9 protein-coding genes are annotated in these 11676 nt (G+C 68.0%); 7 read left to right on the plus strand and 2 right to left on the minus strand.

Annotated elements, in window-relative coordinates; all coding sequences use genetic code 11:
• Positions 1-7: 7 nt before the first annotated feature.
• Together P9849_RS09755 and glyA are read right to left on the minus strand one after the other, a co-directional pair.
• Positions 8-1225, minus strand: coding sequence for a sarcosine oxidase subunit beta family protein (locus P9849_RS09755; RefSeq protein WP_066210620.1), 1218 nt, complete (start codon positions 1223-1225; stop codon positions 8-10).
• Positions 1225-2517 (minus strand): serine hydroxymethyltransferase, encoded by a 1293-nt coding sequence (gene glyA / locus P9849_RS09760; RefSeq protein WP_278266627.1) that lies wholly within the window; start codon positions 2515-2517, stop codon positions 1225-1227. The genes P9849_RS09755 and glyA overlap by 1 nt, the downstream gene beginning before the upstream one ends.
• Before the next feature lie 125 nt (positions 2518-2642).
• Between glyA and P9849_RS09765 the strand changes: the two genes are divergently transcribed.
• From P9849_RS09765 to betA, 7 genes are all read left to right on the plus strand, one after another.
• Positions 2643-3299 (plus strand): GntR family transcriptional regulator, encoded by a 657-nt coding sequence (locus P9849_RS09765; protein WP_278266628.1) that lies wholly within the window; start codon positions 2643-2645, stop codon positions 3297-3299.
• Positions 3300-3591: 292 nt separating this feature from the next.
• Complete coding sequence (locus tag P9849_RS09770) at positions 3592-4599, plus strand: glycine betaine/L-proline ABC transporter ATP-binding protein (protein ID WP_278266629.1); 1008 nt, start codon at positions 3592-3594, stop codon at positions 4597-4599.
• On the plus strand, positions 4596-6644 hold the full coding sequence (locus P9849_RS09775) for an ABC transporter permease subunit (protein WP_278266630.1): 2049 nt from the start codon (positions 4596-4598) through the stop codon (positions 6642-6644). The genes P9849_RS09770 and P9849_RS09775 overlap by 4 nt, the downstream gene beginning before the upstream one ends.
• 14 nt (positions 6645-6658) lie before the next feature.
• On the plus strand, positions 6659-7648 hold the full coding sequence (locus tag P9849_RS09780) for an ABC transporter substrate-binding protein (RefSeq protein ID WP_066210630.1): 990 nt from the start codon (positions 6659-6661) through the stop codon (positions 7646-7648).
• 70 nt (positions 7649-7718) lie between these two features.
• Positions 7719-8936 carry a formaldehyde dehydrogenase, glutathione-independent gene (gene fdhA, locus P9849_RS09785; RefSeq protein ID WP_278266631.1) on the plus strand — a complete coding sequence of 406 codons (1218 nt, stop codon included), beginning with the start codon at positions 7719-7721 and terminating at the stop codon, positions 8934-8936.
• A 206-nt stretch (positions 8937-9142) separates the two neighbouring features.
• A complete protein-coding gene (locus P9849_RS09790) occupies positions 9143-9727 on the plus strand; it encodes a TetR/AcrR family transcriptional regulator (protein ID WP_278266632.1) in 585 nt (194 codons plus the stop codon).
• 241 nt (positions 9728-9968) lie between these two features.
• Positions 9969-11675, plus strand: coding sequence for a choline dehydrogenase (gene betA, locus P9849_RS09795; protein ID WP_278266633.1), 1707 nt, complete (start codon positions 9969-9971; stop codon positions 11673-11675).
• Position 11676: the final 1 nt, after the last annotated feature.

The following is an 11676-nucleotide window of genomic DNA, read 5'->3' on the forward strand; positions in this document are numbered from 1 at the left end:
CGTGGGGTCAGTGAGCGACGGCGGCCGCGCCGTGCTCGTCGATGAGGGCGCCGGTCTCGAAGCGCTCCAGGGCGAACGGGGCGTTCAGCGCGTGGGGCTCGTCCGTGGCGATCGTGTGGGCCATGGTCCAGCCGGCTCCCGGGGTCCCCTTGAAGCCGCCGGTCCCCCAGCCGCAGTTCACGTACAGGTTCTCCACGGGCGACTTGCCCACGATCGGCGAGGCGTCCAGGGTGACGTCCACGATGCCGCCCCAGGTGCGGAGCAGATGAGCGCGGGCGAACACCGGGAACAGTTCGACGGCGGCGGCCATCTGCTCCTCGATGACGTGGAAGCCGCCGCGCTGGCCGTAGCCGTTGTAGGAGTCGATGCCGGCACCCATCACGAGCTCGCCCTTGTGGGCCTGGGAGACGTACACGTGGACGTGGTTCGACATCACGACGGTCGGGTGGACGATCTCGTGCAGCTCGGAGACGAGGGCCTGCAGCGGGTGGGACTGGATCGGCAGGTCGAAGCCGGCCATCTTCGCCAGCACCGAGGAGTGCCCGGCGGCGCACAGGGCCACCTTGCCGGCGTGGATGGTGCCGCGGCTGGTCTGGACGCCGACCACGCGGTTGCCGTCCTTCAGGAACCCGGTGACCTCGCAGTTCTGGATGATGTCCACGCCCAGCTCGTCGGCCTTGCGGGCGAAGGCCCAGGCCACGTGATCGTGCTTGGCGATGCCCGCGCGCGGCTGGTACGTGGCGCCCAGGACGGGGTACCGGATGTCCTGGCCGATGTTCAGGATGGGGCAGAGTTCCTTGACCTGCTCGGGTTCCAGCCATTCGGCGTCGACCCCGTTGAGCTTGTTGGCGCCCACGCGCCGCACGGACTCCCGCACGTCCTGGAGCGTGTGCGCCAGGTTCATGACGCCGCGCTGGCTGAACAGGAAGTCGTACTCCAGTTCCTCCGGCAAAGCCTCCCAGAGGCGCAGAGAGTGCTCGTAGATGGCCGCCGACTCATCCCAGAGGTAGTTGGAGCGGATGATCGTGGTGTTGCGGGCCATGTTGCCGCCGGCGAGCCAGCCGCGTTCCAGGATGGCGATGTTCGTCATGCCGTGGTGCTTGGCGAGGTAGTAGGCGGTGGCCAGACCGTGCCCACCGCCGCCGACGATGATCGCGTCATAGGAGGGCTTGGGATCCGGGTTCCGCCAGAGGAAATCCGGGTGTTCGGGCAGCAGATCCGCCATCAGAGCGCTCCGTTCTCGGCGTTCAGGTTCGGGTAGAGGGGGTGCTTGTCCGCCAGGACGCGGACGCGGGCGCTGAGTTCGCCGGCGAGCTCGTCGCTGAAGTCCGGCTTCAGGGCTGCGGCGATGATGTCCGCCACCTCGGTGAACTCGGCGGCGCCGAAGCCGCGGGCGGAGAGCGCGGGCGTGCCGATGCGCAGACCGGAAGAGACCATCGGTGGTCGCGGGTCGAACGGCACGGCATTGCGGTTGACGGTGATGCCGATCCGGTGCAGGCGGTCCTCGCCCTGCTGACCGTCCAGCGCGGAATTCCGGAGGTCCACCAGGACGAGGTGGACGTCGGTGCCCCCGTTGACCACGGAGACGCCGGCCTGCGCGACGTCGTCGGCCAGCAGACGGCGGGCGATGATCTGCGCTCCTTCCAGGGTGCGCTGCTGGCGGTCCCGGAAGGCGGGCTCCGCGGCGAGCTTGAAGGCCACGGCCTTCGCCGCCACCACGTGCTCGAGCGGACCGCCCTGCTGGCCGGGGAAGACGGCGGAGTTGATCTTCTTCGCCAGGGACTCCTTGCTGAGGATGACGCCGCCGCGTGGGCCGCCGAGGGTCTTGTGCGTCGTGGTGGTCACGACGTCGGCGTACGGCACCGGATTCGGGTGCAGGCCGGCGGCCACCAGCCCGGCGAAGTGGGCCATGTCCACCATGAGGTAGGCGCCCACGAGGTCCGCGATGCGGCGGAACTCGGCGAAGTCCAGCTGACGGGAGTAGGCGGACCACCCAGCGACGATGAGCCGGGGGCGGTGCGCCAGAGCCAGACGCTCCACCTCGGCCATGTCGATCAGCAGGGTGTCCCGGTTCACCTCGTACGGCACCACCTGGTACAGCTTGCCGGAGAAGTTGATCTTCATGCCGTGCGTGAGGTGGCCGCCGTGGGCCAGGGAGAGCCCGAGGATGGAGTCCCCCGGTTCCAGGAGCGCGAACATCGCGGCGGCATTGGCCTGGGCGCCGGAGTGGGGCTGGACGTTGGCGGCCTCCGCGCCGAAGAGGGCCTTGACGCGATCGATCGCCAGCTGTTCGATGACGTCGACGTGCTCGCACCCACCGTAATAGCGCTTTCCGGGGTAGCCCTCGGCGTATTTGTTCGTGAGGACCGATCCCTGAGCCTCCATCACCGCGAGCGGCGCGAAGTTCTCGGAGGCGATCATCTCCAGGGTCCCCTGCTGGCGCAGGAGTTCCCGGTCGATGGCCGCCTTGACGTCGGGATCGGTGTCGGCGAGCGAACGCGTCAGAACCTCGGTCATCTGTTCTCCTCACAGGGCTGGTCTCTGATGGCTAGTATCTAATTGATATATCAGAGTTCTAAGACGAGTATCGCGTTGGTCTGAGAAGATGTCAACGACGATCCATCAGGAAAGGAAGGACTGACGTGACAGCGGATCCGGGAGTCGCAGGACGGTCCCTCGCAGACCAGGCGTACGAGACGATCAAGGACCGCCTGGTCATGCTCGACATCCGGCCCGGCGAGCCCCTGAATGACGGCCTCCTGGCGGCCGAGCTCGGCATGGGCCGGACGCCCGTGCGCGAGGCGATCAAACGTCTGGAAACCGACCACCTCCTGGTCTCCTACCCCCGGCGCGGCACCTTCGCCACGAGCGTGGACATCACGGAGCTCGCCGCCATCTGGGACATCCGCTCGGTGCTGGAGCCCGTCGCCGCGCGCCGCGCCGCCGAGAACGCCACCCCCGCCGTGCGCCAGGAGATGAAGGACGTCATCCAACGGCTCCTCGCCGTCGACGAATCCGCGGACGCACAGAGCGAGCTCATGCGCCTGGACATGTCGGTGCACCGCCTCATCTACCGTGCCGCGGGCAATCCCCACCTGGAAGACGTCCTGATCCGCTACGACAACCTCTCCACCCGCATCTGGTGCCTGGTGATCGAGCGTCTGCCCGGGCTGTCGGGGCACATCGTCGAGCACGCGGCCCTGTTGCAGGCGATCGTCGACGGCGACGCCGACCGCGCGGCCGAGCTCGCTCTGGCGCACGTCACCGACTTCGAGACGGAGATCCGCAAGGTCCTCTGAGCGGCTCCGCGAACGGCGGGCCGGCAGCCTTCTCCCCCGGAATTCCACGCCGCTCCGGCCGGCGCGAACGGTCCCCTCTCCGGACTTTTCGACGCAACACAGTGTTTACACCGCGAACCCTTGACGCTGATATATGAGTTGCGTCACAGTTGTGCATGTTGCTTCCAGTTGCCTCAGATGACCTGAATCCGAGGCCGCAACCGCTAAGGAGAACGACGTGAACACTGTGGCCACCGCGGAACCATCCTCTGCCGGAAGATCCGCCCCAGCCTCTGAAGACACCGCTCTCCGCGTGGAAGGACTGTGGAAGATCTTCGGCCCCAAAGCGGACAAGATCATGGGCACCGCGCAGGCGGATCTCAGCCGGCAGGAGCTCCTCAGCCAGACCGGATGTCTCGCCGCCGTGAAGGACATCTCCTTCGAGGTCGCCCGCGGCGAGGTGTTCGTCATCATGGGCCTCTCGGGCTCCGGCAAGTCGACCCTGGTCCGCCTGCTGACCCGGCTCATCGAACCGACGGCCGGCCGCGTCACGATCAACGGCGAGGACGTCACCGAAGCGAGCACGACGAAGCTCCGGACGCTGCGCCGTAAGCACATGTCGATGGTGTTCCAGCAGTTCGGCCTCCTGCCGCACCGGAAGGTCATCGACAACGTCGCCTACGGGCTGGAGGTCCGCGGTGAGTCCAAGGCGGTCCGCCAGGCGCGAGCCCAGGAGATGGTGGAGCTCGTCGGACTGTCCGGCTACGAGCAGTCCTTCCCCGACCAGCTCTCCGGCGGCATGCAGCAACGCGTCGGGCTCGCCCGCGCGCTGGCGGTCGACCCTGAGGTCCTGTTCTTCGACGAACCGTTCTCCGCGCTGGACCCCCTGATCCGCCGTGACATGCAGAACGAGGTCGTCCGCCTCCACGAGGAGGTGGGCAAGACCATGGTCTTCATCACCCACGACCTCCAGGAGGCGCTGAAGATCGGGGACCGGATCCTCATCATGCGCGACGGCGAGATCGTCCAGGTGGGCACCCCCGCCGAGGTGGTGGCCAACCCGGCCGACGACTACGTCCGTGACTTCGTCTCCGAAGTGCCCCGCTCGCACGTCCTGACCCTCCGCTACGTGGTGCGGCAACCGCGACCCGGCGAAGCGCTGGACGGACCCATCATGCAGGCCGACCAGGTGGTCCGGTCGGCCGCCAGTCAGGTCCTCCACTCCTCGCTGCCCGTCCGCGTCTTCGACGGCGAGGACTTCCTCGGCGTCGTCGATGACGACGACATCCTGCGCGTGGTCGTGGCCGAGGAAGCCCCGTGAGCACGTCCACGACCGCCCCGGAACGCACGGCCACGGCGGCCGGGGAGCCCGCCACCGGGGTGGAGCAGACTCCGCCGCTGAGCATCCTCCGGCGGCACTGGCGCAGGACGCTGCTGATCGCCGTCGTCGTTCTCTGGCTCATCCTCTGGGCCGTGCTGAAGGGCACCCAGACGCTGGAGATCGGCGGCGCGGACAAGACCGACATCCACCTGTGGCTCAACAGTGTCCGGGACGCCTTCGACTCGGCCCGGGACTCGTCGGCGTTCTTCCAGTACGTGGTGCAGCCCATCACGAACGGCGTCAACGGCCTCGTCACGGGCCTGCAGAGCCTGTTCAGTCAGGGAAGCGCCACGCGGCCGGTCCCCGAGGTGGGCTGGCTGGGCGTCGTGGCGCTGCTCGCCTGGCTGACCTTCACGTTCGCGGGGCTCCGCTCCACGATCCTGGTCACGGTCTGCGTCCTGCTCTTCGGCTTCTTCGGCTACTGGCAGCAGAGCATCGACACCCTGATCGTCACCTTCGTGGCGGTGATCCTCTGCGCGATCGTGGGCCTGCCCCTCGGGATCTGGATGGCCAGGAGCCAGCGGGTTTCCGCCATCTTCACCCCCGTGCTGGACCTGATGCAGACGCTGCCGTCCTTCGCCTACCTCGCGCCGCTGGCCCTGGTGTTCGGCATCGGCCCGGCCGCGGCGATCGTCACGACCATCATCTACTCCCTGCCGCCCCTGGTGCGCATCACCGAACACGGCATCCGGAACGTCTCCCCGACCACCCTCGAGGCCGTGACCTCCATGGGCGGCACCGCCTGGCAGACGCTCGTCAAGGTGCAGCTGCCCATGGCCCGCCGGACGATCGTGGTCGGCATCAACCAGTGCACCATGGCCGCCCTCTCGATGGCGACCATCGCCGCCCTGATCAACGGCCCCGGCCTCGGCCAGCCGGTCCTGCAGTCCCTGCAGTCGCTGGATGTCGGCGGCGCCTTCGTCTCCGGCCTCGCGATCGTCCTCATGGCCGTCATGCTCGACCGCACGACAACGGCCGCCTCCGAACGCTCCGCCGTGGCCGCCCGCTTCCAGAAGCGCTCCCGCTCGGGCCTCATGCCGGGACCGCGCAAGCGCCGCATCCTCGTGACCGCGGGAGCCGTCGTGGCGGCGATCGCCGTCTACCTCTCGCACAACTACCTGGCCCTCGCCAAGTTCCCGTCCTCTCCGGACCTCGGGACGCCGCTGGCCAACGCCATCTCCGCCGCCACGCAGTGGATCGTCTCGACCTTCGCCGGCTTCACCGGCTGGCTCAAGGACACCGTGACGGCGCTCCTGGTGGACCCGCTGCAGTCCCTCCTGGCCCAGTCCCCGTGGTGGGTCATGGTCATCGTCCTGCTGGGCGTCGCCCTGGCTCTCGGCGGCCTGCGTGCAGCGGCTGTGACGCTGGTCTGCGAGGCGGTCATCCTCGGCACCGGGCTCTGGAACGAGAGCATGAAGACCCTGGCCACCACCCTCGTGGCCACGCTCCTGGTCATCATCGCGGCCATGGCGCTGGGCGTCTGGATGGGGCGGAGCAAAATGGTGGACTCGGTCATCCGGCCGGTGCTGGACGCGCTCCAGACCATCCCGTCCTTCGTGTACCTGGTCCCGGCGCTGGCCCTGTTCGGACCGACCCGTTTCACCGCCATCATCGCGGCGTTCTGCTACGGGGTCCCCATCGCCACCAAGCTCGTGGCCGACGGGATCCGGGGAGTCTCCCCCGTCACGGTGGAGGCGTCCGAGTCCATGGGCACCACGTCCTGGCAGATGATCTCCAAAGTCCAGCTGCCCATGTCCCGCTCCGCCGTCGTGCTCGCCGCGAATCAAGGTCTCCTCTACGTGCTATCCATGGTCGTGGTCGGCGGCCTGGTGGGCGGCGGTGGGCTCGGGTACCTCGTGGTCGCCGGCTTCTCGCAGTCCCAGCTCTTCGGCAAGGGTCTGGCGGCCGGCATCTCGATCACCGCACTGGGCGTCATGCTCGACCGCATCACCAAATACACCGCGGCCCGTCTGGGCCGGATCTGACAAAGGAAAATGCCATGAAGAAAACGAATCACCAGCGTGGGGGCGCAGCACGCTTGAGGAACACGGCCCTCGCCGCGGTCTTCATGACGGGCCTGCTCGGACTCACGGCCTGCGGCGGGGACATCTCCTCGGCGGGTTCCTCGTCCGGAGCGGCCGCGGCCTGCGGCGCCTTCAACGTCGCCGTGAACCCCTGGGTGGGCTACGAGGCCGATGCCTACGTGGTCGGCACCGTCGCCAAGGAGAAGCTCGGTTGCACCGTCAACTACAAGACCCTGAAAGAGGAAGTCGCGTGGCAGGGCTTCGGCAGCGGTGAGGTCGACGTCGTCCTGGAGAACTGGGGCCACCCTGAGCTGACGGACAAGTACATCAAGCAGCAGAAGACCGCGGTGGACGCCGGGCCCACCGGCAACACCGGAGTGATCGGCTGGTACGTGCCGCCATGGATGGCCAAGCAGTACCCGGACATCACGGACTACAAGAATCTGAACAAGTACGCCGATCTGTTCAAGACCTCGGAGTCGGGCGGCAAGGGACAGCTGCTCGACGGCGACCCCTCCTACGTCACCAATGACGAGGCCCTGGTCAAGAACCTGAACCTGAACTTCAAGGTGGTCTACGCGGGCAGCGAGCCCGCCCTGATCCAGGCCTTCCGCCAGGCGGAGCAGAAGCACACCCCGCTCCTCGGCTACTTCTATGAACCCCAGTGGTTCCTCAACGAGGTGCCGCTGGTGAAGGTCAACCTGCCCGCCTACACGGCAGGCTGCGACGCCGACGCCGCGAAGGTGGCCTGTGACTACCCGAAGTACGAGCTGAACAAGATCGCCTCGAGCAAGTTCGCCTCCTCCGGGAGCCCGGCCTACAAGCTGGTGAAGAACTTCACGTGGACCAACGCGGACCAGAACGCCGTCGCCGGCTACATCGCGAAGGACGGCATGAGCCCGGAGGCCGCGGCCAAGAAGTGGATCGACGCCAACCCGGACAAGGTGGCGGCCTGGCTCAAATAAACGTCCCCGGGGTGGAGCCGTCCGCGGCTCCGCCCCGGGTTCGCCACATCAACAGAATGGAGAGCAGCGCATGTCAGGAAACAGAGCAGTAGCCTACAAAGCGCCCGGAGTCGTGGAGGTCATCGACACCGAGTACCCGACGTTCGAATTGAAGGACGGGCCGGGGGTCAACCCGCTCAACGTGGGCCGCAAGGTCCCGCACGGTGCGATCCTGCGGACCGTCACCACCAACATCTGCGGCTCGGACCAGCACATGGTCCGCGGCCGCACCACGGCTCCCCAGGACCTCGTCCTGGGTCATGAGATCACGGGCGAGGTGATCGAGGTGGGGCCCGACGTCGAGTTCCTCAAGGTCGGCGACATCGTCTCGGTCCCCTTCAACATCTCCTGCGGCCGCTGCCGCAACTGCAAGGAGCGCAAGACCGGCATCTGTCTGAACGTGAACCCCGACCGTCCCGGCAGCGCCTACGGCTACGTGGACATGGGCGGCTGGGTCGGAGGCCAGGCCGAGTACGTCCTGGTCCCTTACGCGGACTGGAATCTGCTGAAATTCCCGGACCGGGACCAGGCCCTGGAGAAGATCATGGATCTGACCATGCTCTCCGACATCTTCCCCACTGGATTCCACGGCGCCGTGACGGCGGGCGTGGGCGTGGGGTCCACCGTCTACATCGCCGGCGCCGGCCCGGTGGGCCTCGCGGCCGCGGCCGGGGCGCAGCTGCTGGGCGCCGCCGTCGTGATCGTCGGCGACATGAATGAGGACCGCCTGGCGCAGGCCCGCTCCTTCGGGTGCGAGACCGTGAACGTCGGAGCCGGCGACCCCCGGGACCAGATCGAACAGCTGCTCGGAGTGCCGGAGGTCGACTGCGGTGTCGACGCCGTGGGCTTCGAGGCCCGGGGGCACGGCAAGGACGCCTCCCACGAGGCCCCGGCGACCGTGCTCAACTCGCTCATGGACCTGACGGCCGCCGGCGGCGCGCTGGGCATCCCGGGCCTTTACGTCACGGGCGACCCGGGCGGCATCGACGAGGCCGCCCAGCGAGGGTCCCTCTCGCTCTCGCTCGGCACCGGCTGGGCGAAGTCGCTCTCCTTCACCACCGGCCAGTGCCCGGTCATGAAGTACAACCGCCAGCTCATGATGGCGATCCTTCACGACAAGGTGCAGATCGCCAAGGCGGTCAACGCCCAGGCGATCCCCCTGGAGGACGCCCCGCGCGGTTATGCCGAGTTCGACGCCGGCGCCGCCACCAAGTACGTGCTCAACCCGAACGGCTACGTGCGGAACTGACACGAGGCGCCTGCGCGCACGGGCCCACCCCCGCGGGTGGGCCCGTGCGCCCGTGTCCCGAGCCCTCCCGGCGAGATCCGGGAGGGCCCTCTTCGCGCGCCCCGCGTCGCCCTGCGGTCGTGCCGGGTGTCGTGCCCGGCGTCGTGCGGCGACCCGCGGAAGGCCGGTGGATGCGCCTCCGGGGAGTTTCGCCATAGTCTGTCCGAGTGGAACCCAGCACAGTGAATTCCCGGCAGCAGGTGGACCGCCAGTCCCGCATTCTGGATGCGGTGCTGGAGCTGCTCTCGCGCCATGGCATCTCGGGGGTCAACATGCGAGCGGTGGCGCGGGAGGCCGGCGTCGCGCTCGGACTCGTGAACTACTACTACGCGGACAAGCCCAGTCTCATCCGCGCGGTGCTCGGCCGGATCAGCGAAAGCGATCTGCGGCTGGTCGCCCCGGACCCCGAGGCGTCCCCCGACGAACAGCTGCGCACGGCGCTGCGGCGCGTCGCGGCGCCGGAGATCCTGACCACCCAGTACCTCTCCCTGCGCCTCCACCTCTGGGCCCTCGCCCAGGCCGACGAGGAGTTCGCCGCCATCAACGCCGAGGCGTTCGACCGGTACCTCGACGGGCTCGCCGAGCTGATCTCCAAGGCGAAGCCCGCGCTCACGCCGGCGCAGTGCAAAGACCGGGCGGCCGACGTCGTCGTGGTGCAGAACGGCATGTGGCTCACGTCGCTGCTGGGCATCGATCCGTCGTCCATCGAGCGGAACATCCTCCGCACGGAAGAGATCGCCTTCGCCGACTGAGCGGTGCCCCTCCCCCTCTCCGCGCCAATGTGACGCGGCTCTTTCTCTCTGCCCGAAGCGCCTTCTTCCGCGCCTGAACAGGCCCGACGGGCACCGGCCCGCGCCCCTTTGAACAGATGCCCAAACTAGGTCTTGAACGTTTGTTCAAGCTCCGCTAACCTCGAAAATATGACCCGCGTCACACCGACGTGGGTCGCGCGGAGCAGACGCCGTGCTTCCGCTCGAGGTGCAAGGAGACTTCATGAGCAACAGCAGCTACGACTACGTGATCGTGGGCGGAGGAAGCGCCGGCTCCGTGCTGGCCAACCGCCTGAGCGAGGGTGGCACCCGCAGCGTGCTGGTCCTGGAAGCGGGCCGCAGTGACTACCCGTGGGACCTGTTCATCCAGATGCCCGCGGCCCTGACCTTCCCCAGCGGCAACCCGTTCTACGACTGGCGCTACGAATCGGATCCCGAGCCCCACATGGGCGGCCGTCGCGTGGCCCATGCCCGTGGCAAGGTCCTCGGCGGTTCCAGCTCCATCAACGGCATGATCTTCCAGCGCGGCAACCCCTTGGACTATGAGCGCTGGGGCGCCGACGCCGGGATGGAGACGTGGGACTACGCCCACTGTCTGCCCTACTTCCGCCGCATGGAGACCACGCTCGCCGCGGACCCGGATGACGAGTTCCGCGGCCACGACGGCCCCCTCGTCCTGGAACGCGGCCCGGCCACCAACCCCCTCTTCGGCGCGTTCTTCCAGGCCGCCCAGCAGGCCGGATTCCCTCTCACCGACGACGTCAACGGCTACCGCCAGGAGGGCTTCGCCCCCTTCGACCGCAACGTCCACAAGGGCCAGCGCCTCTCCGCCTCCCGTGCCTACCTCCGTCCGAACCGCGGCCGCCCGAACCTGACCGTGCAGACCCGCGCGTTCGTCACCAAGATCAACTTCACGGGCGACACCGCCACGGGCGTCACCTACCGCCACAACGGCAAGACGCACACCGTCAACGCCGGCGAGGTGATCCTGTCCGGCGGCGCCATCAACACCCCGCAGCTGCTGCAGCTCTCCGGCGTGGGCGACGCGCAGCACCTCCGGAACTTCGGCATCAAATCCGTGGTCAACCTTCCCGGCGTCGGCGAAAACCTCCAGGACCACCTCGAGGTCTACATCCAGCACGCCTGCACCCAGCCCGTCTCCATGCAGCCCGCGCTCGACGTGTGGCGCATGCCGTTCATCGGTCTGCAGTGGCTCCTCGGCCGGAAGGGTCCCGCGGCCACCAACCACTTCGAGGGCGGCGGCTTCGTCCGGTCCAACGAGGACGTGGCCTACCCCAACCTCATGTTCCACTTCCTGCCGGTCGCGGTGCGCTACGACGGCCAGAAAGCCGAGGCCAAGCACGGCTACCAGGTCCACATCGGTCCCATGTACTCCGACGCCCGCGGCAGCCTGAAGATCCGCTCCTCGGACCCGACCGTGCACCCGTCCATGATCTTCAACTACCTGTCGACCGATCAGGACCGCCGCGAGTGGGTGGAGGCCGTCCGCATCTCCCGCGACATCCTCGGCCAGTCCGCCATGTCCCCCTACAACGGCGGCGAAATCTCCCCCGGCCCCTCGGTCCAGACCGATCAGGAGATCCTCGACTGGGTCGCCAAGGACGCCGAGACGGCCCTCCACCCGTCCTGCACCGCCAAGATGGGCCCGGCCTCGGATCCGATGGCGGTCGTGGATCCGCTCACCATGCGTGTGCACGGCACCAAGGGCCTGCGGGTCGTGGATGCCTCCGCCATGCCGTACGTGACCAACGGGAACATCTACGCCCCGGTGATGATGCTGGCCGAGCGGGCCGCGGACCTCATTCTGGGCAACGAGCCGCTTGCCGCGCAGCACACCAAGTTCTACCGCCACGGCGTCTCCCCGCTCGAGCGGGACCAGTCCGCCAACGGCCAGTCAGTGAAGGGTTGAG

This window comes from Arthrobacter sp. Y-9, from assembly GCF_029690065.1.
Lineage (GTDB): Bacteria > Actinomycetota > Actinomycetes > Actinomycetales > Micrococcaceae > Arthrobacter_E.

Excerpts from the sequence above, each read along its gene's own strand:
- fdhA (WP_278266631.1), top strand. The coding sequence starts at position 7,719 with ATGTCAGGAAACAGAGCAGTAGCCTACAAAGCGCCCGGAGTCGTGGAG.
- P9849_RS09780 (WP_066210630.1), top strand. The coding sequence starts at position 6,659 with ATGAAGAAAACGAATCACCAGCGTGGGGGCGCAGCACGCTTGAGGAAC.
- betA (WP_278266633.1), top strand. The coding sequence starts at position 9,969 with ATGAGCAACAGCAGCTACGACTACGTGATCGTGGGCGGAGGAAGCGCC.
- glyA (WP_278266627.1), bottom strand. The coding sequence starts at position 2,517 with ATGACCGAGGTTCTGACGCGTTCGCTCGCCGACACCGATCCCGACGTC.
- P9849_RS09755 (WP_066210620.1), bottom strand. The coding sequence starts at position 1,225 with ATGGCGGATCTGCTGCCCGAACACCCGGATTTCCTCTGGCGGAACCCG.